General features: G+C 73.3%; 24 protein-coding genes. 7 read left to right on the forward strand and 17 right to left on the reverse strand.

The window, feature by feature from the left end; all coding sequences use genetic code 11:
• Positions 1-80 precede the first annotated feature (80 nt).
• Positions 81-1,847 (forward strand): aa3-type cytochrome oxidase subunit I, encoded by a 1,767-nt coding sequence (ctaD, locus tag AC4IJH_RS16070; protein ID WP_490852378.1) that lies wholly within the window; start codon positions 81-83, stop codon positions 1,845-1,847.
• Here the strand turns inward: ctaD and AC4IJH_RS16075 are convergent.
• The 6 genes from AC4IJH_RS16075 to AC4IJH_RS16100 form a co-directional block, all read right to left on the reverse strand.
• Positions 1,816-2,775 (reverse strand): helix-turn-helix transcriptional regulator, encoded by a 960-nt coding sequence (locus AC4IJH_RS16075; RefSeq protein ID WP_490852379.1) that lies wholly within the window; start codon positions 2,773-2,775, stop codon positions 1,816-1,818. The genes ctaD and AC4IJH_RS16075 overlap by 32 nt on opposite strands.
• 63 nt (positions 2,776-2,838) lie before the next feature.
• Entirely contained in the window at positions 2,839-3,009 is a 171-nt protein-coding gene (locus AC4IJH_RS16080) for a hydrophobic protein (protein ID WP_490852380.1), read from the reverse strand.
• Positions 3,010-3,072: 63 nt separating this feature from the next.
• Positions 3,073-4,047 carry a helix-turn-helix domain-containing protein gene (locus AC4IJH_RS16085; RefSeq protein WP_490852381.1) on the reverse strand — a complete coding sequence of 325 codons (975 nt, stop codon included), beginning with the start codon at positions 4,045-4,047 and terminating at the stop codon, positions 3,073-3,075.
• 53 nt (positions 4,048-4,100) lie between these two features.
• A complete protein-coding gene (locus AC4IJH_RS16090; RefSeq protein ID WP_490852382.1) occupies positions 4,101-5,006 on the reverse strand; it encodes a hypothetical protein in 906 nt (301 codons plus the stop codon).
• 289 nt (positions 5,007-5,295) lie between these two features.
• Positions 5,296-6,630: an ABC transporter substrate-binding protein gene (locus tag AC4IJH_RS16095; RefSeq protein WP_490852383.1), complete on the reverse strand. Its 1,335-nt coding sequence runs from the start codon at positions 6,628-6,630 to the stop codon at positions 5,296-5,298.
• Position 6,631: 1 nt separating this feature from the next.
• Positions 6,632-7,192: an MTB12 C-terminal domain-containing protein gene (locus AC4IJH_RS16100; protein ID WP_490852384.1), complete on the reverse strand. Its 561-nt coding sequence runs from the start codon at positions 7,190-7,192 to the stop codon at positions 6,632-6,634.
• 134 nt (positions 7,193-7,326) lie between these two features.
• On the opposite strand from AC4IJH_RS16100, the gene AC4IJH_RS16105 reads away from it, so the two are divergent.
• From AC4IJH_RS16105 to AC4IJH_RS16115, 3 genes are read left to right on the forward strand one after another with little or no spacing between them, the layout of a single operon-like run.
• A complete protein-coding gene (locus AC4IJH_RS16105) occupies positions 7,327-7,821 on the forward strand; it encodes a hypothetical protein (protein WP_490852385.1) in 495 nt (164 codons plus the stop codon).
• Positions 7,822-7,823: 2 nt separating this feature from the next.
• The gene (locus AC4IJH_RS16110) at positions 7,824-10,601 is read left to right on the forward strand and encodes an ABC transporter permease subunit (protein WP_490852421.1); all 2,778 of its coding nucleotides are present in this window, start codon (positions 7,824-7,826) and stop codon (positions 10,599-10,601) included.
• Between the two features lie 37 nt (positions 10,602-10,638).
• Positions 10,639-11,355, forward strand: a complete 717-nt coding sequence (locus AC4IJH_RS16115) for an ATP-binding cassette domain-containing protein (RefSeq protein WP_490852386.1) — start codon at positions 10,639-10,641, stop codon at positions 11,353-11,355.
• Positions 11,356-11,372: 17 nt separating this feature from the next.
• Here AC4IJH_RS16115 and AC4IJH_RS16120 read toward each other — a convergent pair whose 3' ends face one another.
• Positions 11,373-11,984, reverse strand: a complete 612-nt coding sequence (locus tag AC4IJH_RS16120; RefSeq protein WP_490852387.1) for a LysM peptidoglycan-binding domain-containing protein — start codon at positions 11,982-11,984, stop codon at positions 11,373-11,375.
• A 160-nt stretch (positions 11,985-12,144) separates the two neighbouring features.
• A complete protein-coding gene (locus AC4IJH_RS16125; protein ID WP_490852388.1) occupies positions 12,145-12,786 on the reverse strand; it encodes a transglycosylase family protein in 642 nt (213 codons plus the stop codon).
• Positions 12,787-13,317: 531 nt separating this feature from the next.
• Here AC4IJH_RS16125 and AC4IJH_RS16130 point away from each other — a divergent pair.
• Entirely contained in the window at positions 13,318-14,106 is a 789-nt protein-coding gene (locus AC4IJH_RS16130; RefSeq protein WP_490852389.1) for a DUF8842 C-terminal domain-containing protein, read from the forward strand.
• Positions 14,107-14,264: 158 nt separating this feature from the next.
• Positions 14,265-14,570, forward strand: a complete 306-nt coding sequence (locus tag AC4IJH_RS16135; RefSeq protein WP_490852390.1) for a hypothetical protein — start codon at positions 14,265-14,267, stop codon at positions 14,568-14,570.
• Between the two features lie 96 nt (positions 14,571-14,666).
• Here AC4IJH_RS16135 and der read toward each other — a convergent pair whose 3' ends face one another.
• The 4 genes from der to AC4IJH_RS16155 form a co-directional block, all read right to left on the reverse strand.
• On the reverse strand, positions 14,667-16,127 hold the full coding sequence (gene der / locus AC4IJH_RS16140) for a ribosome biogenesis GTPase Der (protein WP_490852391.1): 1,461 nt from the start codon (positions 16,125-16,127) through the stop codon (positions 14,667-14,669).
• Between the two features lie 97 nt (positions 16,128-16,224).
• Positions 16,225-16,881, reverse strand: a complete 657-nt coding sequence (locus AC4IJH_RS16145; RefSeq protein ID WP_490852392.1) for a lysophospholipid acyltransferase family protein — start codon at positions 16,879-16,881, stop codon at positions 16,225-16,227.
• A complete protein-coding gene (gene cmk / locus AC4IJH_RS16150; protein WP_490852393.1) occupies positions 16,878-17,600 on the reverse strand; it encodes a (d)CMP kinase in 723 nt (240 codons plus the stop codon). Before cmk ends, AC4IJH_RS16145 begins: the two co-directional genes overlap by 4 nt.
• Before the next feature lie 120 nt (positions 17,601-17,720).
• Positions 17,721-18,806: a prephenate dehydrogenase gene (locus AC4IJH_RS16155; protein ID WP_490852394.1), complete on the reverse strand. Its 1,086-nt coding sequence runs from the start codon at positions 18,804-18,806 to the stop codon at positions 17,721-17,723.
• A gap of 194 nt (positions 18,807-19,000) precedes the next feature.
• Here AC4IJH_RS16155 and AC4IJH_RS16160 point away from each other — a divergent pair, with 194 nt between their 5' ends.
• Positions 19,001-19,735 (forward strand): nucleotidyltransferase domain-containing protein, encoded by a 735-nt coding sequence (locus AC4IJH_RS16160; protein ID WP_490852395.1) that lies wholly within the window; start codon positions 19,001-19,003, stop codon positions 19,733-19,735.
• Here the strand turns inward: AC4IJH_RS16160 and AC4IJH_RS16165 are convergent.
• The 5 genes from AC4IJH_RS16165 to AC4IJH_RS16185 form a co-directional block, all read right to left on the reverse strand.
• Positions 19,697-20,494, reverse strand: coding sequence for a nucleotidyltransferase domain-containing protein (locus AC4IJH_RS16165; protein ID WP_490852396.1), 798 nt, complete (start codon positions 20,492-20,494; stop codon positions 19,697-19,699). The two genes, AC4IJH_RS16160 and AC4IJH_RS16165, sit on opposite strands and share 39 nt — an antisense overlap.
• Positions 20,481-21,500, reverse strand: coding sequence for an ADP-ribosylglycohydrolase family protein (locus AC4IJH_RS16170; protein WP_490852397.1), 1,020 nt, complete (start codon positions 21,498-21,500; stop codon positions 20,481-20,483). The genes AC4IJH_RS16165 and AC4IJH_RS16170 overlap by 14 nt, the downstream gene beginning before the upstream one ends.
• Before the next feature lie 78 nt (positions 21,501-21,578).
• Positions 21,579-22,691 (reverse strand): pseudouridine synthase, encoded by a 1,113-nt coding sequence (locus tag AC4IJH_RS16175; protein ID WP_490852398.1) that lies wholly within the window; start codon positions 22,689-22,691, stop codon positions 21,579-21,581.
• Complete coding sequence (gene scpB, locus AC4IJH_RS16180; protein ID WP_490852399.1) at positions 22,691-23,398, reverse strand: SMC-Scp complex subunit ScpB; 708 nt, start codon at positions 23,396-23,398, stop codon at positions 22,691-22,693. Before scpB ends, AC4IJH_RS16175 begins: the two co-directional genes overlap by 1 nt.
• Positions 23,395-24,630: a segregation and condensation protein A gene (locus AC4IJH_RS16185; protein ID WP_490852400.1), complete on the reverse strand. Its 1,236-nt coding sequence runs from the start codon at positions 24,628-24,630 to the stop codon at positions 23,395-23,397. The genes scpB and AC4IJH_RS16185 overlap by 4 nt, the downstream gene beginning before the upstream one ends.
• Positions 24,631-24,667: the final 37 nt, after the last annotated feature.

Here is a 24,667-nt window from a genome sequence, read left to right on the forward strand (position 1 = left end):
ACGCCCCCTCGCGCAACGACCATCACGGCGAGCATCATGTGCAGGGCCCGAGTACGTCGTGGACGAACGAGGTGGCGCTGATGGCTGCTCAAACCGCGGAGGCGAGCACCGGTCCGGTCAGGGTGCGCAAGCCCGGAGCGGTGCTGGTGGACTGGCTGACCACGACCGACCACAAGAAGATCGGCCATCTCTATCTGGTCACCGCGTTCGGGTTCTTCCTGATCGGCGGGCTGCTGGCGCTGCTGATGCGGGCCGAACTGGCCCGGCCCGGGCTCCAGATCATGACCAACGAGGAGTTCAACCAGGCGTTCACCATGCACGGCACGATCATGCTGCTGCTGTTCGCCACCCCGGCCTTCGCCGGTTTCGCCAACGAGATCATGCCGTTGCAGATCGGCTCGCCCGATGTCGCCTTCCCCCGGCTGAACATGCTCTCGTACTGGCTGTTCCTCTTCGGCGGGCTGATCGTGGTGGGGAGTCTGCTGACCCCGACCGGCGGCGCGGCCTTCGGGTGGACGGCGTATGCGCCGCTCAGCTCCATGGTCCGCTCCCCCGGCATCGGCGCCGATATGTGGATCATGGGTCTGGCGCTGTCCGGCTTCGGCACGATCCTGGGCTCGGTGAACTTCCTGACCACCATCATCGGCATGCGGGCGCCGGGGATGACGATGTTCCGGATGCCGGTGTTCACCTGGAACGTACTGTTCACCTCGATCCTCGTGCTGATCGCGTTTCCGGTGCTGGCGGCCTCGCTGCTCGTGCTGGAGGCGGACCGGCGCTTCGGCTCCATGGTCTTCGAGGCCGAGTGGGGCGGGGCGCTGCTGTGGCAGCATCTGTTCTGGTTCTTCGGGCATCCCGAGGTCTACATCATCGCGCTGCCGTTCTTCGGCATCGTCACCGAGATCATCCCGGTCTTCTCGCGCAAACCGATCTTCGGCTATGTGATGCTGGTCGGCGCGACCATGGCGATCACCGGTCTGTCGGTGGTGGTCTGGGCGCACCACATGTTCGCCACCGGCGCGGTGCTGCTGCCGTTCTTCTCCTTCATGTCATTCCTGATCGCCGTGCCGACCGGGGTGAAGTTCTTCAACTGGATCGGCACGATGTGGCGCGGCTCGCTGTCCTTCGAGACGCCGATGCTGTGGGCCGTGGGCTTCTTGGTGAGCTTCCTGTTCGGCGGTCTGACCGGCGTCATCCTGGCCTCGCCGCCACTGGACTTCCATGTCACCGACTCCTACTTCGTGGTGGCCCACTTCCACTACGTCGTCTTCGGGACGGTCGTCTTCGCGATGTTCGCCGGATTCTATTTCTGGTGGCCGAAGTTCACCGGGAAAATGCTCGACGAGAGGCTCGGGAAAATTCACTTCTGGACGCTGTTCATCGGCTTCCACACCACCTTCCTCGTACAGCACTGGCTGGGTGTGGAAGGCATGCCGCGGCGCATCGCCGACTATTTGGCGGCCGACGGCTTCTCCGCGCTGAACACCGTGTCCTCCATCGGCGCTTTCCTGCTCGGCCTTTCCACGCTGCCGTTCCTCTACAACGTCTGGAAGACGACGAAGTACGCCAGGAAGGTGGAGGTCGACGACCCCTGGGGATTCGGCCGTTCCCTGGAGTGGGCGACCTCCTGCCCGCCGCCGCGGCACAACTTCACCACCATGCCCAAGATCCGCTCGGAGTCGCCCGCCTTCGACCTGCACCATCCGGAGGTGGCGTCGCTGGACAAGGCCGCGCACGGCACCGACCCCCAGGAGCGCGAGGGACTCGGCCACCCGCCCGGCGAGGCGCCCGGCGAGGTCGGCGGCCCGCCCGGATCTAGCCCAGGGCCCGGGACAGCCGGTCCCTGATCTCCCGTACCTCCTCGATGAGTTCGGCCGGCTCCTGCACCTCGAAGTCGAAGCCCATCAGCACGATGTGGATGACCAGGACCTCCAGGCTGTGGGCGCCGGTGCGCAGCAGGCAGCGCCGCTCGTCGACGGCCTCGATCACACCGTCGGTGGGGGTGATGCGCTCGGCCGCCTCTTCGGCGGAGGCGTGCAGCAGGACGGTGGCCCGCTGCGCGTACACCGCCGTGGACACGCCCTGTGAGACGTAGGCGGCCAGGTCCTCGGCGGGCGGGGTACGGGGCGCGAAGCGCGGGCCGTGCGGGGGCGTGGGGGTGATCCGGTCGGCGCGGAAGGTACGCCAGTCCGCCCGGTCCAGGTCCCAGGCCACCAGGTACCAGCGGCGCTGGGCGCAGACCAGGCGGTGCGGCTCCACGGTGCGGCGGGATGCAGTGCCGTCGTGGGCGGCGTAGGTGAAGCGCAGCCGCTCGCTGTCGCGGCAGGCGTGCGCGAGGTCGGTCAGCGTCGCGGCGTCCACCCGCGGGCCGCCGGAGCGTCCCAGCATGGGGACGGTGAAGGAGTTCAGGGCGCTGACCCGGCGCTGGAGACGGCCCGGCAGGACCTGTTCCAGCTTGGCCAGGGCGCGTACCGAGGTCTCCTCGATGCCCTCGACGCCGCCGGCCGCGGCGGTGCGCAGACCGACCGCGACGGCCACCGCCTCCTCGTCGTCCAGCAGGAGCGGCGGGAGTTCGGCGCCCGCGCCCAGTTGGTAGCCCCCGGCGGTGCCGGGGGCCGAGTGGACGGGATAGCCCAGCTCACGCAGGCGGTCGATGTCGCGGCGGACGGTGCGCGGGGTGACGCCGAGCCGTTCGGCGAGGCCCGCGCCCGACCACTCGCGGTGCGCCTGCAGCAGCGAGAGCAGGCGCAGAAGTCGTGCCGAGGTCTCCAACATGCTCGTGAGCATGCCAGCCCTTGAGGACAGCTGCTGTCCTCGGGCGGATCATCGCGGGCGCGGCTACCAGCGGTACCAGCGCCCGCGGGAACCTCCCGGTCCCGCCGTACGGAAGACGAAGCCCAGCAGCCATACGACGAGTACCGCGATCGCGATCCACCACAGCGCCTTGAGCGCGAAGCCCGCACCGAAGAGGATCAGCGCGAGCAGGAGTACCAAAAGGACAGGAACCATGTGTTCGCACCTCCTCGGACGCGAGTTCCCCTCACGTGCGATCCCATGCCCGCAGTGTGCGTTCTACGCCGGTTGACGGAGCGCGGTCATCAGCCATTCATGGGCGGTGCCCATCGTCGTGAAGCCGCCCTGCACCACCTCGTCGACATGCTGCCAGTAGCGGGCCACCCGGGGGTCCTCGGTCAGCGCGGTCCGCTGGCGCAGCCGGTCGCGGAAACCGGGGGTGTCCCGTGCGCCCTCGGATCCGGCGTGGGCGGCCACGAAGGCGTCCAGCTCGTCGCCGGGCGCCGGGTCCCGCCCGCGGTCGATGGCCGTGACGGCGAGCTCGTAGGCCTGGCCCAGGCCCTGGTAGAGCGCTTCGGGATCGCCCGAGCAGACGGGGGACTTGGCGGCGCGGTGGCGCCGGAGCAGGTCGGCGGAGATGCTGTGGACGTCCCCCGCCAGGGCGTACAGCCGCGCGTAGGCGACCACTTGGGCGGGCGAGGGGTCGCCCGGCGGATCGGGCACGGCGGCGTCGACGACGGTGGCCAGCAGCGGGCGGCTCAGCCCGGGCGGCAGGATGCGCCGCCAGAAGCGCACGAGCGCGTCGTTGTCCGGGGGCTGCGGCGCGCTGCCCAACAGGCGCAGCAGGGCGGGCCGTTCGGGCTCCGGCGCCTGCGTCAGCGCGCGCAGCGACGCCTCGCGCCAGCGCAGCGCGGCCAGCTGGCCGCCGACCTCCGCGAGCTGCGCGGCCAGCGCGGCCTCCAGCGGGGCGGCGTCCGCAGACGCGGCCGCCTCCGGCTCGGGCAGGGCTGCCGAGACCGCGGGCAGGGGCAGGCCGAAGGCGCGCAGATCGCGGATGCGCTGCAGCCGGTCCAGGGCGTGCGGCGCGTAACGGCGGTGTCCGCCGCCGCTGCGCCCGGCGTCCGGCAGCAGCCCCTCGTCGGTGTAGAAGCGCACGGTCTTGACGGAGACCCGGCCGCGCCGGGCCAGCTCCCCGATGCTCAGCAGTTCCTCGCCCGACGGGCCGTGGCCCGCTGCTCTCTCCCCGGCTCTCATGGCACCCCTCCCCCTGTCGGTGCCCTCAGCCTACGGAAACGGGTCCGCGGCGATCACGCGTGGTGCCCGTCGGCTCCGTCCGGCCCCGTCACCCGTACCGCCAGGTCGTTGTCGAGGGTGTAGTACGGGCCGGCCGTCAGCCGCGTCGCGGGGGAGCGTACGGGCTGCGCGGGGTAGGCGAAGACCTGCTCCTTGTCCGCGACGTCGTCCAGGAGGCGGGCGATACGGACCGGCTCGGCGCCCTCGCAGGCCCGCAGCCACAGGTCCCACGGCTCCGTGCCGCCCTCCCAGCGCTCCGCCAGCGGCTCGTAGGGCAGGGTGAAGCTGAAGCGGTGGCCCTCGCCGGACAGCGGGACGGTCACGGGCCGGTCGGGGGCGCGGCGCGGGCGGGCCTCGGCGACGGCGCCGGGGGCCAGGGCCGCGCCGTAGAGGCGGCCGCCGACGGTCATCTCCTGCGCACCGACCTGGACGTCACCGGCCTCGGCGTGCGGTCCGCGCAGCCAGCTGCGCAGCGCGAGCAGGCCGGCCTTGGTGGCGTAGGGGATGCGCACACCCAGGCGGCCGATCCCGGCCAGCGGGCGGCGGTCCACCAGGGACCGCAGGTCGTTGCGGCCGGGCAGCAGGCGCTGCGGTTCGCGGCCCTCGCACAGGTCGGCGTAGGCGTTCCAGCGGCCCTCGGCCAGCGCGACGGTGCTGGGCAGTACGGCGCGCAGCCGCCCCGAGCCGTTGGGCCCCAGCGGCAGCCGCACCTCGTCGGCCTCCGCCGCCTCGCCCTCGCCGCGGCGCAGCCGCAGCACCAGCGCCGCGCTCCAGGAGGTCCGGGTGCCGGCCGGCACGGTGACGTCGAAGGTCAGCCCGCCCGCGGAGTCGGCGATGCAGTCGGCGCGCAGGCCGGCGGCGGCCTCGCAGGCGGGCTCGGCCCCGGGGCCGTGCGCGGGCAGCTGTGTGGAGGCGTTCATGCCCTCCGCCTCCAGACGTGGTCAACCAGGAATGAGATGTGCATCGGTGCCCGTGTCCCGTCCCCTATATGCCGTGGAATCCCCGCGTTCGAGCGTGCTCGTCCGCCTACTGAACGGTTAGACCGGAAGAAGGGTTTCCGGGTTGGGTTCTATGGCCAATTTGTGCCGAAAGATTTAGAAGATCGGTAGCAAAGATCGGGAACCCCGGCTTCCCCTTCGGCGTTCGGCCCCGAAGGTCACCGGGGCACGAGCCGTCGCACGGGCCGTCGCGTGGCCGCCACACGGACCGTCACGGCCGGTAGGCGAGCTGCGGCACGGTGAAGCAGTTCCGCCCCATGTCACCGCCCTGGCCGACCCAGCCGCCCCTGCCGCCGCGCGCCGCATCCTGCCAGCGCGCCACCGACAGACAGGTCCGCCGGGTCCTGGGCGGGGCGCTCTGCGGCACGTACGAGGTGGGCAGGAGGAGGCCGTCCGCGGTGTAGGGCCCGGGCCGCCGCAGGAACCTCTCCACGCACGGGCGGGTCAGGCCGCCGCCGCAGGAGCGGGCCGCGTCGGTGAACCACATCGCCGCGGCCCAGCCCTCCAGCTGCCACTGGGACAGCTGCCCGTCCTTCACCTTCGTATGCCGGGCCATCGCGTCCCGGAAGCGGGCGACGGCGGCGTGCGAGGTGTCGTCGTAGTTGCGGCTGTAGCCGGTCGCCCACAGGGAGTTGCGGCAGCCGGGCGCGTTCTTGTAGTCCTCGGGGACGGTGTCCGACCAGTTCTGCACGTTGGTGACCTTGGCGGTCGGTTTCATGCCGGCCGCGTCCATCGCCTCGCACAGCTGGGAGTTCCCGCGGGTGTCCATCGCGTCGAAGACCAGGTCGGCGCCGCGGGCCCGCAGGTCGGCGGCGACCGCCTGGAAGTTGGGCAGCGCGAAGTCGACCTGCTCGGTGACGACGTCGTAGCCCTCCTCCTCCAGGCCGCGCACCACCAGGCGGGCGTAGGCGGCGGAGGCGGACTGGTTGTAGGAGACGACCGCCGCGGTACGGGCCCGGTGCTCGCGCTTGAAGTAGCGGTAGACCTCCGTACCGCCGTACAGCTGCCCGCCCCAGCCCGGCTTGCCGCCCTTGCGCGGCGCCTGGCTGCCGTAGATCCCGTACAGATGCGGATAGGTCTCATAGGCGGCGCCGATCGGCTGGCCGCCGATGTCGGGGACGCCCGCTGCGCTGACCCGGGGCGCGCCCGCGTAGTCCAGGGCGGTGGTGGCGACCAGCGCGAAGACCTTCCGCTCGGCCACCAGCTTCTGCACGCACTCGTTGTTGCCCACGCCGCTGCCGCCGTCGTCGCAGGTGACCACCTCGATACGGCGGCCGTCGAGGCCGCCCGCCGCGTTCAGCGCCGCGAAGTAGGCCCGCGCGCCGTCGCGCGGGCCGGTGAACGCCTCGCCGCCGACCGGGCTCGTGGCACTGGTGATGATGCCGACTGTGACCGGCTCGGCGGCCTGCGTCCCGGCGCCCGGGGTGCCCCGGCCCTCGAACGCGCTCTCCGGCAGCCGGCTTCCGCACGCCGCGCTCACGCCCGCGGCGAGCAGCAGCGCCACCGCGGCGGTGAGGGCGCGGCGCAGCGGGGAGGGACCCGGCACCTCAGCAGCCCGGTGCCTTGAGGGCGTTCCCGCTCATGCCCACCAGCGCGCACAGCGTCTTGAGCGAGACCTTCCACACCTTGTCCTGATAGACGGAGACGCCCTTGGAGTTCGGCAGGACGGGGGCGTTGTTCAGGCTGAGGGTGTAGGTCACATCGGCCTCGGACGCGGAGGTGAAGTCCACCCGGGTCACCTTCGCGGAGGTCTGCCGGCCCCGCTCGTCCCCGTTGAACGCCTCCAGCAGCAGCCCCAGCTGATCGCCGTTCTCCAGGTACTTCGCCTTCTGGGCGTTGGACAGCTTCGGATCGAAGAACTTTCGCCAGTTCTCCTTGATCTGCCGCTCGGCCGCCCGCGGGTCGTACGGGCCGTTGGGCGCGGGCCGCGTGGAGTCGTCCGGCGAGGTCGGAACGCTCGGCGTGCCCGTGGCACCCGGCCGGCTCGCCGCCGGGGGCGGCGGCTGGCCGTCGTCGTTGTCGTCCGCGCAGCTCGCCGCGACCGTCGCCACGAGCACCGCCGCTGCCACCGCCGCCGGAGCCCGGCGTACGCCGCCCCCTGGGGCCATCTTCCTCACCGCCGCCTGTAGTTGGAGCCTGTGAATGGGATCCGATGGATCAGGCCCGCGGCTGCACGAGCCTTCAGAGGTGCTGTCCCACAGGGCATAGTGCAGCTATTCGCCGAAAGCCGCGAGGGGGTCCGATGCGCAGTGCTCGGTTGCGGTCCGGGGCACGGCTGGTGCAGTGGGCGGGCTGGGCGGCCCTGGCGGGCGGAGCCGTACTGTGCGCGATCGGCTGGTACGGCGTCTCCGGCGAGCGCTTCGCCGAGCGCCAGATCCCCTTCCTGGCCTCCTGCACCATCCCCGGAGCCGCGCTGATCGTGGCGGGAGCGGTGCTGGTGGCGCGCGGTGGCCAGGGGCTCGCTGCGGCGCGCGTGGCCGAGCTGTACGGCCTGCTCGTCACCCACGACGGCGAGGAGCCCGCGGGCGGCGCCGCTCCCCGGCGAGGCGGCGAGGAGGCGGCCGCGGGACCGCCGGGCGCGCTGCTGGCCGTCCCCGGCGGCAGTCTGCTGCACCGCCCCGACTGCCCGCTGGTCGCCGGAAAACCGGCCGCCGCACCCGCCACTTCCGGCCAACTCTCCGACAGTGGCGCCCCATTGACGCCCTGTCCGGTGTGCGAACCGTCGGCGGGGTCCTGACGGTGGACTCCCTCTCGTACGAACTCACCCTGGCGGGGCTGGCGGTGGGCAGCGCCGCCGCGCTCACCGGCATCGGACTGATCGTCACCTACCGCGCCACCGGCGTGCTCAACCTCGCCCACGGTGCCATCGCGATGGTGTGCGCCTACGCGCTGCGGCAGTTCACCGTCGAGTGGGGCTGGCCGCTGTGGCTCGCCGCCACCGTCACCCTGCTCGTCGTCGCGCCCGGCCTCGGCGTCGTCCTGGACCACGCCGTCTTCCGCCCGCTGTCGGCGCTGGGCAGCGACCCGGCCCGCACCCTGGTCGCCTCGCTCGGCGTCTTCGTCCTGCTGGTCGGCGGGGCGGGGCTGCTGTGGGGGCCGGGCGCGCGCGCCGACGTACCCGCGCTGCTGCCCGCCGACCCCTGGGTCCAGCTGGGCAGCGCCCTCGCGCTGGCCCTGGGGGTCGCGGCCGTCACCCGCTTCAGCCGCTTCGGGCGAGAACTGCGCGCGGTGGTCGACAACCGCCGCCTCGCCGTCCTCAGCGGCATCGACGCCGACGGGGTGGCCGCGGCGGGCTGGGCCTTCGGCGCCTTCACCGCCGGACTGACCGGCGTGCTGCTGGCGCCCCTGCTGCGGCTGGACCCCTACGGCCTGCCCCTGCTGGTGATGGAGGTGATGGCGGTGGCGGTCGCGGCCGGGCTGCGCAGCCTGCCGGTGGCCGTCGGCGTGGCGCTGGCGGTGGGCGTCGCCCAGAGCCAGCTCACCCGTCTGCACCCGCGCGGCAGCCTCGAACCGCTCCTGCAGGCCGTCGGCGCCAACCTCTTCGTCGTCGCGCTGCTGGTCGCGGCGCTGCTGCTGCCCCGGCTGCGCACAACGGGCCAGGACGCAGGTACGCCCACCGCGCCGCGCTCCGCCGGGCCCTCCGTGCTGTCCCGCCCGGCCGGCCTGCCCGACCGCGACGGGCGCGCGTGGCTGGTGTGCGGCATCCTCTTCCTGCTCCCGCTGGGCCTGGCGGGCAACGATCTGCACACCGCCGTCCAGGTGCCCGCCCTCGGCGTCATTGTGCTCTCACTGGTCGTCGTCACGGGCCGCGGCGGCCAGATCTCGCTCGGCCAGGCCGCCTACGCCGGGCTCGGCGCGCTGTTCACCGCGCTGCTGGCGGCAGGGCGCTTCCCCGGCCTGCCGCCCGTCCCCGAGCTGCCCGCCCTCTTCCTGGCCACCCTCCTCGTCGCCCCGCTGGGCCTGCTCACCGGCTGGCCCGCGATCCGCCGGCACGGCCTGGCGCTCGCGCTGGCGACGCTGGCGATCGGGGTCGCGGTCAGCCGTTTCGTGTTCGCCCAGCCGTACGCGAGTGCCGGTCTCCCGCTGGGCCGCCCGGCCGGTCTCGGCTCCGACCGTATCTACTACGCCTTCGAACTCGCCCTGCTCACCGCCGCGTTGCTGTGCGTGGCCGCGCTGCGCCGGGGGCGTACCGGGCGGGCGCTGGCGGCGATGCGGGACCACGAGCCGGGCGCGGCGGCGGCCGGTGTGCCCCTCGCCACCCTCAAGATCAAGGCGTTTGTGGCGGGCGCCGCGCTGGCGGCGCTGGGCGGCGGCATGCTCGGCATGGGCCTGCGGACCTTCGACGCGGCCTCCTACGACCCGGTCCGCGGCCTGCTGTGGTTCGCCGCCGTCATCGTCCTGGGCGCGGACAGCCTGCTGGGGGCGCTGGTGGCCGCCGCTCTCCTGGTGGGCCTGGACTCCGGCGCCCGGGGCGGCGCGGCGGCGGCCGTCATCGGGATTCTCGCGGTGCTCTCCGGGCGGCTGCCCCTGGGCCCGTACGCGGCCCTGCGCGCCGCCCTCACCCGCCTGCTGACCGCCCCCGCCCCCCGCCTCACCCCGCTCGGCACCCGCCTGCGCGCCCGCCTGGCCCACCAGCTGCCCGACGACCGCCCCTCCCGCCGCCGCTTGCGCCCGCCGCGCACCCCCGCGCCCGCCACCACCGGCCCCGACCCCCGTTCCGGCCATGACCCGCCGGCCACCTCCCGTACGGGGCCGCCCCACCACCCCCGCATCCGCGTCCACGCCCGCCCCCGTCCCCCGCACCGGGCCCCCGCACCGCCCGCCCGGCCCAGCGGCCGCCTGACGGCACGTCAACTCCGGGCCTGCTACGACGGTTTCACCGCACTCGACGGCGTGGACCTCTGCGTGGCACCGGGCCGGATCACCGCTCTCATCGGCCCCAACGGCGCGGGCAAGAGCACCCTGTTCCACTGCCTGTGCGGCACCCTGCGCCCCACCGGCGGCCGGGTGCTGCTGGACGGCTGCGACATCACCCGGCGTCCCGCGCACGCCCGCGCCCGCCTCGGAGTGGCCCGCACCTTCCAGCAGCTGGCGGTCTTCGAGGGGATGAGCGTGCTGGACAACGTCCGTGTCGGGGCCGAGCAGAGCGGCGGCGCCGACCCGTCGGCGGCCACCGAGCGGGCGCTGCGGCTGCTCGCGCTCGACGGCCCGCTGCGCGACGCCCCGGCCGCCGGGCTGGACACCGCCACCCTGCGCCGCGTCGAACTGGCCCGCGCGCTGGCCGCCCGCCCGCGCACCCTGCTCCTGGACGAACCGGCGGCCGGCCTGGACAGCGCCGAAGTCGGCGCGCTGGCAGCGGTGTTGCGCGCGCTGGCCGCCGACGGCACGGCGCTGCTGATCGTCGAGCACGACCTGGACCTGGTCGCGGGCCTGGCCCACACGGCGTACGCGATGGAGGCGGGCCGGATCGTCACCCGCGGCCCGGCCGCCCGCGTCCTGGCGGAGGCCGTCACATGAGCACCCCAGGCCGCACTCCCCTCGCGCGGACCGCGCCATGAGCGTCGAGATCGAGCTGTGCGCGGCCCGCGTGCGCTACGGCCCCCTGGAGGCCCTGCACGCCGTCGACCTGCCCGTACCCGCCGCCCGCCTCACCGTCCTGGTGGGCCGCAACGGCTCGGGGCGCACCACCGCGCTGCGCGCCCTGGCCGGCACCGTCCCGCTCGCCGCGGGCCGCGTCCTGTGGCGCGGCCGGGACGTCACCGGTGTCCCGGCCCACGCCCGGGCCCGCCGCGGGCTGACCTTCGTCCCCGACCGGGAGGCGGTCTTCGGCTCCCTCACGGTCGCCGAGAACCTCGAACTGTCCTCGCCCGATGGCGAGTTCGCCGCCGCGCTGACCGCCTATCCCCCGTTGCGCGCACTGCTCGCCCGGCGCGCCAGCACCCTGTCCGGCGGCGAGCAGCGCATGCTGGCCGTGGCCCGCGCGCTGCTCTCCCCCGCCCGCCTGCTGCTCCTGGACGAGCCGACCCAGGGCATGTCACCGGCCATGTCGACGCGCACCCATGAACTCCTGGGCGCGACAACCCAGTTGCTGCCGAAAGGCACCCCGCCCGGCCCCCGTACCGTCGTCGTCGCCGAGCAGTCGCTCCCGCCGTCCCTGTGCCGCGCCGCCACGGTCGTGCACGAACTGCGGCGCGGCACCCTCGCCTTCAGCGGCGAACCGGGCGAGCGGAGAGCGACCGGCGGCAGGGGCGGGGCTCACGGCCCGCTGTGACCCCGCCGCGGCGGTCCCTACGGGATCGCCAGCATCGTCCCGATGTTGAGCCGCTCGGGATGCGACCCGATCATGTAGCGGTTGGCGCGGTACAGCGCCTGCCACCCGCCCCGCACCTGGTACTTGCGGGCGATGGAGACCAGCGTCTCGCCGCCGCGTACGACGTGCACCCGGCCGTCCAGCCGGTAGCGCTTGGAGCAGTCGGGCCAGGCCGACCAGCCCTGGTCGCCCAGGACCCGCTCGGCGATGTCGATCTGCTGGGCGCGGGTGGCCAGGTCGGCGCGCGGCGCGTGGTCCAGCCCGCCGTGCTCCCGCCACGTCGACTGCCAGAACTGCAGCCCGCCGTAGTAGTCGTTGCCGGTGTTGGCCCGCCAGTCGCCGCTGCTCTCGCACTCGGCCAGACAACTCCACGGCCACTGTGCCGCTGCGCAGCTGTACGGCCCGAAGGGGCCAGGGGCGGGTCCGCCGCCACCGGCGTGGGCGGCGCCGGGCGCTCCCAGCACCAGGGCGGTGGCGAGGGCGACGAGTGCCCCGGTGACCCTCCTGCCGAAGGCCCGTACCCCCAGAGCGTGTGTGACGGCGGTTCTGGCGACGTTGGCGCGTCCACGCGCCGGAGTGTTGTCAGACATCGCGGGCCACGCTAGGCAGCGGCGCTCCCCGGGCCCGCGCCGCCGCGCCCTGAGCCGGTGGCGCCCCACCCGGTCGGGGTACCTCCGCCGAGTGGGGCGCCGGGCTCGGGGCCCTCGGCCGGATTCCCGCCCGCCTCGCGACGGCGGCGCGGCCGGCCGGTCAGACGCGCAGCCGCTGCCCGGGAACGATCAGGTTCGGATCGCCGCCCACCACGCTCCTGTTGGCGGCGTACAGCTGACGCCAGCCGACGTTGTGGGCCGCGGCGATCCGGCTGAGGGTGTCGCCCTGGCGGACCGTGTACGTGCCGCCGGTGCCCCGCCGCTGCTGGCCGCGGTCGGCGTGCCCGGTGATCCGCGGGGTCCGGTCCTGGCGCACCCGGGGCGCCGCGTAGGACTTCGACGGCTTGTAGGACTTGTGCGCCTTGGGCGCGGAGGGAGCACTGCCGTACGCCCCGGCCCGCACCGAGCACGTGGGCCAGGCGCCCCACCCCTGCGAGGCCTGCACCCTGGTCGCCACGGCGATCTGCTGGCTGCGGCTGGCCAGGTCGGCGCGCGGCGCGTAGGCGCCGCCGCCGTGCCCGCGCCAGGTGCTGGGGGTGAACTGGAGGCCGCCGTAGAAGCCGTTGCCGGTGTTGATGTGCCAGTTTCCGCCGCTCTCGCATCGGGCGATGCGGTCCCAGACCCCGCCGTCCGCCGCCTGCGCCGGCTGGGCGGTGGCGGCCAGCAGCGCGAGCGGAGCGATCAGTGCCGCTCCTGCCGGCGCCGCGATGTCACGACGTATGACGCCCTTCGAAAAAGGCATGAAATCCCTCTCGCCGGACCCGGGTCTCCCCCGGACGCCGCGTCCCCCCTGGCGCCTTGCGCGCCCTGGTTCCGCGTCGCCCCGCCCGCCGCGAGCGGTGCTGTGGTGCTGGTGCCGCACCCGGATCCACTGGGATCCCGGTGCGGACGGCGGGCGTCCCGGGCGGTGCTCGATGCACACGGCCGGAGAATGTATGGAGGTTTACGCCCCGTCATCAACCACATCGCCGTCGTTCCAGGCCAGTTGGGCGTTACTCAAGGTATCGCCCTTTTTCGGCCACCCACTTGATTCCCTGATTTCGGCATTTATGCCCCCGACGGCGAATCGATCTGTGACCCACCTCACCGCATCAACTTCCGTGCGCGGCACATCAGTTGTCATGGAGTGAGCGATTCCGCTCCCCATCTCACCCTGCGCGCCGGTTGGTTCGATTGCGCTCCTACCCGCGCGTGACTCCTGCCACAGATCGCCCGTTGTCTTCATATGAGCCGGGAAACACCCGGTGGCCGCGCACAGATCGAGGAGCCACCCGTGCCGCGCATGCTCGACGTCAGTAACGACGTTCGCGCCGAGATCGGCGACGAAGAGGCGGACCGCCTGCTGGCCGGTGACAACGCCCCCGGCCATTACGACTGCACTTCCTGCCGCACCCCGGGCGACAGCGAACAGGAGCGCACCAGCACCGTCCTGTTCGTGGGCGAGGAGACCGCGGTGCTCGCCTTCGCCCACGCCACCTGCATCCCCTCGCAGGTCGTGCCGGTCTCCGAGGAACAGCTCCAGGGGGCCGTACGCTCCATCACCGGCGAGGACGACACCGCCGCCCTCGCCCCGCAGGGCGGCGACCCCCGCCAGGCCACCCTGGGCGTGACCTGCGGGCTGGTCCTGGTCGAGGGCGAGCTGCGCCCGGCCCTGGTCGTCGAACCGGGCGGCCCCATCGCCCGCCCCGGCTCGCTCGGCCCCGGCGACGACTTCCTCCCGATGCTCATCGAGCAGGGCTTCCTGCCGGTGACGGACATGACCTCGCTGCCCTCGGCGAACGCCGGCTGGTCGGTCCTGCTGGCCATGGGCCGGCTGCACGCCGTCCTCCAGCCCGGCACCGGCGGCGGCCCGCAGACCTCCTGGTGGCAGGCCCACCAGCCGCTGCCGGTCTCCGACGGCTGGCGCGCCGCGGCCGTCAAATCGCAGACGGTGCTGGTGTACGCCGCCCCGGCGGGCTCCATCGGGCGCCAGCCGCGCGAGGATCTGATGCGCCAGGCGCTGGAGAAGGCCGCGGCCCAGGGCTCGCTGGTCGCCGCCGCGATGCCGCTCGCCGGCACCTGAGCGGATCGACGGTCCGCGTCATGTCCCCGGCCGCGCACCCGGCGCGCTCAGCCCTATCTCCGGTGGGCCCGCATCCCGCGGGCCACGGGGTCGTTGGCTCAGACGTGCACTCATACGACCCGACCTCCCGTATCCCGTACCCCCACTCGATCCCCGGCATGCGCCCGTCGCACGACATGACGGCCGCCGCGCACACCGCGGACCGCGCTTCGGCCACGCCGATCTACGACGCGCTGTACGCCGAGTACCGCCGCTCCTTCCGCGCACTGCCCGGGGACCACACGGGCGAGGAGGAGCTGAGCCTGGACGCCATGCGCCGTATCTGGGGCCGTACGACCGCCCCGGCCGGCCACTGGGAGCCCATGGCCCGCGGTCCGCAGCACACCACCCACTACCAGACGCGCGGCCACTTCCCGGCGGCCCTGCCCCCGAGCCCGCGAGACATGCGTCCGCACGGACGCTGACCGTGCCTGCGCGCGGACGCTGAAAGACAAAGCGGGGCCGGTGGTTCACCCACCGGCCCCGCTCCGCTGCGTCTGGCGAGCGCTTACCGCTTCTCGTTACTTCTTCTTGCTGCGCTTCTCGCGCACCCGCACCGAAATGTGGATCGGCGTCCCGTCGAACCCGAACTCCTCGCGCAGCCGGCGCTCGACGAAGCGGCGGTAGCCGGCCTCCAGGAAGCCCGAGGCGAAGAGCACGAAGCGCGGCGGCTTGGTGCCCGCCTGGGTGCCGAAGAGGATGCGCGGCTGCTTGCCACCGCGGATCGGGTGCGGGTGCGAGGCGACGATCTCACCGAGGAAGGCGTTCAGCCGCCCGGTGGGCACGCGGGTCTCCCACCCGGCCAGCGCCGTCTCGATGGCCGGCACCAGCTTCTCCATGTGGCGGCCGGTACGCGCGGAGACGTTGACCCGCATCGCCCACGGGATCTGCACCAGGTCGCGCTCGATCTCCCGCTCCAGGTAGAAGCGGCGCTCCTCGTCCAGCTGGTCCCACTTGTTGTACGCGATGACCAGCGCGCGGCCCGCCTCGACGGCCATCGTGATGATCCGCTGGTCCTGCACGCTGATCGACTCGCTCGCGTCGATCAGGACGACCGCGACCTCGGCCTTCTCCACGGCCGCCGCGGTGCGCAGCGAGGCGTAGTAGTCGGCGCCCTGCTGGAGGTGGACGCGCTTGCGGATGCCCGCGGTGTCCACGAACTTCCAGGTCTTGCCGCCCAGTTCGATCAGCTCGTCGACCGGGTCGCGGGTGGTGCCCGCCAGCTCGTTGACGACCACCCGCTCCTCGCCGGCGACCTTGTTCAGCAGCGAGGACTTGCCGACGTTGGGGCGGCCGATCAGGGCGATGCGGCGCGGGCCGCCGACAGCGGCGCCGAAGGTCTGCTCCGGCGCCTCGGGCAGCGCGTCCAGCGCGGCGTCCAGCAGGTCGCCCGTACCGCGGCCGTGCAGCGCGGAGACGGGGTAGGGCTCGCCCAGGCCCAGCGACCACAGGTAGGCGGCGTCCGCCTCGCCCGAGGGGCCGTCGACCTTGTTGGCGGCCAGCACGACCGGCTTGCCGGAGCGGCGCAGCAGCTTGACCACGGCCTCATCGGTGTCGGTCGCGCCGACCTTGGCGTCCACGACGAAGACCACCGCGTCGGCGGCCTCGATCGCGAACTCGGCCTGCATGGCCACGGACGCGTCGATGCCGAGCACGTCCTGCTCCCAGCCGCCGGTGTCCACCACCTTGAAGCGGCGGCCGTTCCACTCGGCCTCATAGGTGACGCGGTCGCGGGTGACGCCCGGCTTGTCCTCCACGACCGCCTCGCGGCGGCCGATGAAGCGGTTCACCAGCGTCGACTTGCCGACGTTGGGGCGGCCGACGACGGCGAGGACGGGCAGCGGCCCGTGGCCGGCCGCGGCGATGTCGCCCTCGACCTCCTCCAGGTCGAAGCCTTCCTCCGCGGCGAGCTCCATGAACTCCGCGTACTCGGCGTCGCCAAGCGCACCGTGCTCGTCGCCGGTGGGGATCTGGTCGTTCATGAAGTCCGTTCCTCGTTCACTACAGTCGTGTGCGGCTGACGCCGCACGGTCGTCGATGGGCCTCCCGCTCGGGGACGGCCCACTACTCAAGTGTCGGTCAGCGCCCGGTGAGGCGCCTGGCCTTTTCCAGGTGGTCCCGCAGCCGCTCCTGGATGCGCACGGTCGCCTCGTCCAGCGCCGTGCGCGTGCGCCGCCCGCTGCCGTCGCCCGCCTCGAAGGGGTCTGCGAAGACCACGTCGATACGGCCGCGCAGCGGCGGCAGTGCCCGTATGGCCCTGCCGCGGCGTTCGGTACTGCCCAGCACCGCGACCGGGACGACCTGCGCCCCGGACCGCAGCGCGAAGTACGCCAGGCCCGCCCGCAGCGAGGCGAAGTCCCCCTCGCCCCGGGTGCCCTCGGGGAAGATCCCCAGCACCCCGCCGCGCTCCAGCACGCCCAGCGCGGCGGTGATGGCGGTCCGGTCCGTGCTGTCCCGGTCCACCTTCACCTGGCCGATCCCGCGCAGGAAGGGGTCCAGCGGGCCGACGAACGCTTCCTTCTTGATCAGGAAGTGCACCGGCCGCGGCGCGGTCCCCATCAGCATCGGGCCGTCGATGCCGTGCGTGTGGTTGACCGCGAAGATCACCGGGCCGCTGGCCGGTACCCGCCAGGCACCCAGCACCCGCGGCCTGAACAGCCCGTACATCAGGCCGATGCCGATCCGCCGCCCGAGTGCGGCGCCCGCCGCGCTCGGCGCCCTGCCGGTTTCGGTCACTTCGCGGCCCGCTTCTCCTCGATCAGGGTGACCACGCACTCGATGACCTGCTCCAGCGTCAGTTCGGTGGTGTCCACCTCCACCGCGTCCGGCGCCTTGGCCAGCGGCGAGGTCTTACGGCTGGAGTCGGCCGCGTCCCGCTTGACCAGCGCCTCGCGGGTGGCGGCGAGATCGACCGCCTGCTGGGGGTCCTTGCCCTTGAGCTCCCCGCTGCGCCGGGCGGCCCGCGCCTCGGGGGAGGCGGTCAGAAAGATCTTGAGGTCGGCGTCCGGAAGCACCGTGCTGCCGATGTCCCGCCCCTCCACCACGATGCCGTCCGGGGCCTCGGCGGCGATCGTCCGCTGCAGGTCCGTGATCAGGCCGCGGACCTCGGGCACCGCGCTGACGGCGCTGACCGCGGAGGTGACCTCCTGCGTACGGATGGGGCCCGCCGCGTCCAGGCCGTCCACGGTGATGGTCGGCGCGGAGGGGTCCGTACCGGAGACGATCACCGGCTTGGCGGCGGCGTCCGCCACGGCGACGGCGTCGTTCACGTCGATGCCGTTGTTCAGCATCCACCAGGTGATCGCGCGGTACTGGGCTCCGGTGTCCAGGTACCCCAGGCCCAGCTTGGCGGCGACCGCCTTGGACGTGCTGGACTTGCCCGTGCCTGCGGGGCCGTCGATGGCGACAACGACCGGGCGGGCGGTTGCCGGGGCGGTCCGGGCGGCGGTTTCCACGGTGTCGAGCACCTTCCTTGATCACGGGCAGGCCATGGGTCACTACGTATCTGGCTCCCGACAAGGTTACTGGCTGGCAGCACCGCCCCGTGCAGCCCGCCCGCCCCGGGGGCGCTCCGTTCACCGGCGGATGGACCAGCCCCGCTCCCGCAGCGCCCCGGTGAGCGCCTCGGCCGCCTGCGGCTCGACCATGAGCTGGATGAATCCCGCCTGCTGCCCGGTGGCGTGCTCGATGCGGACGTCCTCGATGTTGACCCCGGCCCGGCCGGCGTCGGCGAAGATACGGGCCAGCTCGCCGGGCTGGTCCCCGATGTGCACCGCGACGATCTCGTAAGCGGCCGGGGCCGCGCCGTGCTTGCCCGGCACCCGCTCCCGCCCGGCGTTGCCGCGCCGCAGCACATCGGCCACCCCGCCGGCGCCCGCCGCGCGCTTGTCCTCGTCGGCGGACTCCAGCGCCCGCAGGGACCGTACGGTCTCGTCCAGATCCGCCGCGACCTCGGACAGCACATCGGCGACCGGACCGGGATTGGCGGACAGGATGTCGATCCACATCCGCGGGTCGGAAGCGGCGATCCGCGTCACATCCCGGATGCCCTGCCCGCACAGCCGCACCGCGGTCTCATCGGCGCCCTTGAGCCGCGCCGCGACCAGGCTGGAGACCAGCTGCGGGGTGTGCGAGACGAGCGCCACCGCGCGGTCGTGCGCGTCGGCGTCCATCACCACCGGCACCGCCCGGCACAGCGCGACCAGCTCCAGCGCCAGATTCAGCACCTCGGTGTCGCCGTCCCGCGTCGGGGTGAGCACCCACGGCCGCCCCTCGAAGAGGTCGGCGGTCGCGGCCAGCGGCCCGGAGCGCTCCTTGCCCGACATCGGGTGCGTCCCCAGATACGGCTTCAGGTCGCACCCCAGCGCCTCCAGCTCGCGCCGCGGCCCGCCCTTCACGCTCGCCACGTCGATGTAGCCCCGGGCGATACCGCGCCCCATCGCCCCGGCCAGCGTCGCCGCCACGTGCGCCGGCGGCACCGCCACGACGGCCAGGTCGACCGGCCCCTCGGGCGCCTCGGCCGTACCGGCCCCCAGCGCCGCCGCCGTACGGGCCTGCGCCGGGTCGTGGTCCTCCAGGTACACCTGGACGCCCCGGGCGCTCAGCGCCAGCGCGGCGGACGTGCCGATCAGTCCCGTCCCGATGACGATCGCGGTCCTCACTGCGCATCCCCCGCTTCGCCCCGCGCCCGCCGGACCGCTCCTACCGCCACGTCGCCGCTCCCTGCTGCTCAACCGGCGCCCCGGATGTCCCGGCCGCCGAATTTCCTGTGATCAGGGTAGCCAGCCCCACTGACAGCCGTCGCCGCGGGAATTCAGGTGGCACCCACTCCCCCGCGCACCGCACAATTCCCGCCATGCCCACCGTTTCCGCAGGCCGAGCGCCTGATGACCACGCTCTGGTCACCGAGCACACCATCTACTCCTGCGTCATGGGCTCGCGCGCCTTCGGCCTGGCCACCGAGGGCAGCGACACCGACCGCCGCGGCGTCTACCTCGCCCCCACCCCGCTGTTCTGGCACTTCGAGAAGCCGCCGACGCATGTGGAGGGCCCGCGCGAGGAGGAGTTCTCCTGGGAGCTGGAGCGCTTCTGCGCGCTCGCGCTGCGCGCCAACCCCAACCTCCTGGAGTGCCTGCACTCCCCCTTCGTCGAGCGCCTGACGGACACCGGCCGCGAGCTGCTCGCGCTGCGCGGCGCGTTCCTCTCCCGCGAGGTCCACCGCACCTTCGGCCGCTACGCCCTGGGCCGGCTCAAGAAGCTCCAGGCGGACGTGCGCCGGCACGGCGCGCCCCGCTGGAAGCACGCCATGCACCTGCTGCGCCTGCTGGGGACCTGCCGCGACCTGCTGCTGACCGGCACCCTCGTCCTCGACGTCGGCGACGCCCGCGAGGACCTGCTGTCCGTCAAGCGCGGCGAGGTCCCCTGGCCCGAGGTCGAGCGCCGGATGCGGACGCTGGCCGATCAGGCCGAGCGCGCCGAGTCCCGCTCACCGCTCCCGCCCGCCCCGGACCACGCCCGCGTCGAGGACTTCCTGCTGCGCACCCGCCGCGCCTCAGCGCTCGCTTCTGGCCCGTACGACCACGTCCTCTAGCGCGTCGTACCCGCTGGGAGCCGACGGCAGCCGGGAGGCGGCCTGCGCCGCGTCCAGCCGTGCGTGCAGCGCCTGCACGTCGCCGCGCACCCGGTCGGCCGCGACCACCTCGGCCGCTGAGCCGTGCTCGGCCGCCGCCTTCGCCGCGATCAGCTCGGGCACGTACGCGGGCGCCGCCAACTGGCCGATCAGCGTGGGCAGATGGGCCTGGATCCGGCCGCTCTCCATCAGGTGGATGCCGGTCAGCAGCACCCGCAGCGTGTAGAGCAGCGGCTTGAGCTCGCCGGTCTTCTCGAAAAGCCGCCACTGGGTGGTGGCGAAGCCGCGGTAGTGGTGGGCGTGGTGGCCGGTGATCACGCCGGGGGCCAGCGCCACCAGCTCGGCGTGGGCCTCGGTGGTGTGCACGACCAGCGGCGAGAGCAGCTGTTCCAGTACGTAGCCGTTGCGGCGCAGCATCAGCCGGGCGAACTTGCGCAGGTCGTGCGAGACCAGGTCCATCTCGACCCCGTCGCGCTCCCACATGCGCGTGGCGGTCTCGGCCGGCTCGCGCAGCCCGATCAGTGCGCGCACCGGCAGCAGATGCGCCCCGCGCAGGTCCACGTCCGAGTCGCGGGAGGGGAATCCGTACAGGTGCGCCCCCGAGACCGTGGCGAAGACCAGCGGGTCGTCCTCGGCGGCGATCACCGCGGCCAGGTCCACCTCGGGCAGCCCGGCCGCCCGCAGCACGCTCTCGCGCGCCGCCGTCTCAGCCCCGCTCATCCCACAGCCCTCCCAGCTCCAGCAGCCCGTCGCGGTACTCGATGCGCCCGGCCCACTCCGCGGGCCAGGCCCCGGCCCCCAGGTGGGCGCCCGCGAAGGCACCGGCCAGGCAGGCGATCGAGTCGGAGTCCCCGGAGGAGCAGGCCGCCCTGCGCAGCGCGGTGAGCGGCTCGTCGGGGAAGAGCAGGAAGCACAACAGGCCGGTGGCGAGCGCCTCTTCGGCGATCCAGCCCGCGCCCGTGGCCAGGCACGGGTCGGCCTCGGGGTCGGGCGCGCCCAGCGCCGCCTCCAGACGGTCCAGCGCGCCCAGGCAGTCGTCCCAGCCACGGGCGATGAAGTGCTCGGGGGTGGGGTCCTGGGCCCGCCGCCACAGGTCACCGAGCCAGTCCTGGTGGTAGCGGGTGCGGCTGTCGTGGGCGTACGAGCGCAGCAGGGCGGGGAGTTCGGCGGGGCGGGCGCCCTGCGTGAGCAGGTACACCGCGTGCGCCGTCAGATCGCTCGCGGCGAGCGCCGTCGGGTGCCCGTGCGTCAGCGCGGACTGCAACTGCGCGGCACCGGCCCGCTGCGCCTCGCTCAGCCCGGGCACGAGCGCGAGAGGCGCCACCCGCATATTGGCGCCGCAGCCCTTGGAGCCGATCTGGCTTGCCTCGGCCCAGGGCCTGGCGTCCTCGCTCAGCAGTTGGCAGGCCCGCAGGCAGGTGTTGCCGGGCGCCCGGTTGTTGTCCGGCGAGCGCCACCAGTCCACGAACTCCCGGCGTACGGGCGGCACGAACCGCGCCGGGTTCAGCGGCCCGCGCTCCATCGCCCCGCGCAGCCCCCGCCCCAGCGCCAGCGTCATCTGGGTGTCGTCGGTGACGTACGCGGGCGCGGGCAGCGCCATCTCGCGCCACGGCCCGCTCTTGGCCAGGATCGAGGGCACATCGCTGAACTCGGTGGGAAAGCCCAGTGCGTCACCGAGCGCGAGGCCGATGAGCGACCCGGTCGCGGCGGACTGCGTGGAGGACAAAGAAAACCACCCCTTAATCGTCATGGTGACAATAAGGGGTGGTTCCGAGGTTCCGCAAAGCGGTTTCCCAGCGGATTCCTAGAGGTCGACCTCGCGCATCAGCATGCCGACCTCGGTGTTGGTCATCCGCCGCAGCCAGCCGGACTTCTGGTCGCCGAGGGCGATCGGGCCGAAGCCCGTGCGCACGAGCTTCTCGACCGGGAAGCCCGCCTCGGCGAGCATCCGGCGCACGATGTGCTTGCGGCCCTCGTGCAGCGTGACCTCGACGAGGTAGTTCTTGCCGGTCTGCTCGACGACCCGGAAGTGGTCGGCGCGGGCGTAGCCGTCCTCCAGCTGGATGCCGTCCTTCAGCCGCTTGCCGACCTCGCGGGGCAGCGGGCCGGTGATGGCCGCCAGATAGGTCTTCTGCACGCCGTACTTCGGGTGGGTGAGGCGGTGGGCGAGCTCTCCGTGATTGGTGAGCAGGATGATGCCCTCGGTCTCGGTGTCCAGCCGCCCGACGTGGAAGAGCCGGGTCTCGCGGTTGTTGACGTAGTCACCGAGGCACTGACGGCCGTCGGGGTCCTCCATGGTGGAGACGACGCCCGCCGGCTTGTTCAGCGCGAAGAACAGGTACGACTGGGTGGCGACGGTCAGGCCGTCGACCTTGATCTCGTCCTTCTCGGGGTCGACCCGGGTGCCCTGCTCGATGACGATCTTGCCGTTGACCTCGACCCGGCCGGCGTCGATCAGCTCCTCGCAGGCGCGCCGGGAGCCCATGCCGGCCCGGGCGAGCACCTTCTGCAGCCGCTCGCCCTCCTGCTCCCCGAAGGTCTTGGGGGTCTTGATCTTCGGCTTGTCGGCGTACCGCTGCCGGTTGCGCTCCTCGGTACGGGCGTCGTACTCGCGCGAGCGCGAGGGAGCCGTACGGCCGCCGCCCCGCTGGGGGGACTGCCGGGGGCCGCCCTTGGCGCCACCGCGGGCCGCGGCACCGCGTCCGCGCTTCGGGCCCTGGGCGGAGTCGCCCACGTCGTAGGTGCGCTCCTCGGGGCGGGGGCGGCGCGGGTTGCTCCCGCGCGGGTTGCGGTCGTCGCGGCTGTTACCGGCACCCCGGTAGTTGCCGCGGCCGCCGCTGCTGCCGCGGCCGCCGCTGTTGCCACCACGGCTCCCGCCGTTGTTTCCGCTGCTGTTCCTGCCGCTGCTGCTTCGCATTAAATGTCCGTCTTGTCGTCTGCGTCCTCGGAATCCGGTGCATCCGGATCGAACGACGGGATACCTTCCTGGGTCTCGCCCTCGACCGCGTCCGCCTCGGGGAGGAAGGGTGCGAGCTCGGGGAGCTCGTCCAGGCCGCGCAGGCCCATCCGCTCCAGAAAGTAATTCGTCGTCCTGTACAGGATCGCACCTGTTTCGGGTTCCGTCCCCGCCTCCTGCACCAGGCCGCGCTGGAGGAGGGTGCGCATCACACCGTCGCAGTTGACCCCGCGTACAGCCGATACACGCGACCGGCTGACCGGCTGACGGTACGCGACCACGGCCAGAGTCTCCAATGCGGCCTGGGTGAGCCGGGCCTGCTGGCCGTCCAGGACGAAGCTCTCCACGGCGTCGGCGTACTCGGCACGGCTGTAGAAACGCCAGCCGCCGGCCACCAGGCGCAGGTCGAAGCCGCGGCCCTGGCGGGTGTACTCCTCTGACAGCTCGCGCAGCGCGAGCGCGACCTCGCGGCGCGGCCGGGCCAGCACCCTGGCCAGGTGCTCCTCGGTCGCCGGCTCGTCGACGACCATCAGGACCGCCTCCAGGGCGGGCCCCAGCGCCAGCTCCGCGACACCCAGCGCCCCGGCCGGCTCCCCGCTGCCATTGCCGCTGCCGTCGCCCGGACCGCCCGCCTCCGGGCCGTCGTACGCCTCGTCCACACCGCTCATCCTGCCGAGCCTTCCTCCGTACGGTCCCCCACGATCCCCTCGGCCCCCTCGACGGCCTCCTCAGCGGCCTTCCCGGCGCCGCCCTCCTGCGCGAGCCGCTCCTGTGCCGTCAGATCGAACTCGTCGGTGACGACCGGCTGTGCCCCCTCCACGGCCACCCAGCGGACCGTGAGCAGCCCCAGGGCGTCCTCCTGGTCCAGGGTGACCACGCGCTCGCGGTACAGCTCCAGCAGCGCCAGGAAGCGGGCCACCACGGTCAGCGTGTCCGGCGCGTCCTCGGTCAGCTCGGCGAAGCTCGCCTCGCCCGCCTCCCGCAGCCGCGCGACCAGCACGTCGGCCTGTTCGCGCACGCTCACCAGCGGCGCGTGGATGTGGTCGACGTACACCTGCGGCTCGGGCTTGGGCTGCATCGCCTTGACGGCCAGCTCGGCGAAGCCCGCGGCGCCGATGCTGATGACGACCTCGGGCAGCAGCTCGGCGTGCTGCGGCTCCATCCCGACGGTACGGGGGTAGCGCCGGGCCTCGTCCGCCAGCCGCCCGCTGAAGATGTCCGCGATCTTCTTGTACGCGCGGTACTGCAGCAGCCGCGCGAACAGGAGGTCGCGCGCCTCCAGCAGGGCCAGGTCCGCCTCGTCCTCCACCTCGGCGGCGGGCAGCAGCCGCGCCGCCTTCAGGTCCAGGAGCGTGGCGGCGACGACGAGGAACTCCGTGGTCTGGTCCAGGTCCCAGTCGGGACCCATGGCCCGGATGTGGGCCATGAACTCGTCGGTGACCTTCGAGAGCGCCACCTCGGTGACATCCAGCTTGTGCTTCGCGATGAGCTGCAACAGCAGGTCGAAGGGCCCCTCGAAGTTGTCCAGCCGGACGGTGAACTTCCCGTCCCCGGACTCCTCCTGCGCCCCTTCCCCCTCCTGTGAGCCGTCACCGTCCGACGTCCCGGCCTCAACAGCGGGTCCGGCAGCACGCTCAGCCGCCTGAGGAAGCTCCGTTACGGCCTCCTGAGGAGGCTCCGGCACGGGCTCCGGACTCCGGGGCCCGGCGAGGACCGCGGGAGCGCACAGAGGCCGCTCCTGCGCCCCCACTTCCGGCTCTTCCGGCTCTTCCGGTTCCGGTGCGGCAGCCGCCTCCGGATCCGCCCCCGGCCCGCGGCCGAGCCGCCGGCGGGGCGTACGCGCGGGATGGTCCGCGGAGAAGGCAGGGGCGACGGGGGCGTCGTCGTCGGTCGTCGGCATCGTGGTCCATGGTGCTGCGGTCCCCGCCACAAGCGGC

It is taken from the genome of Streptomyces sp. UF-297, assembly GCF_058245575.1.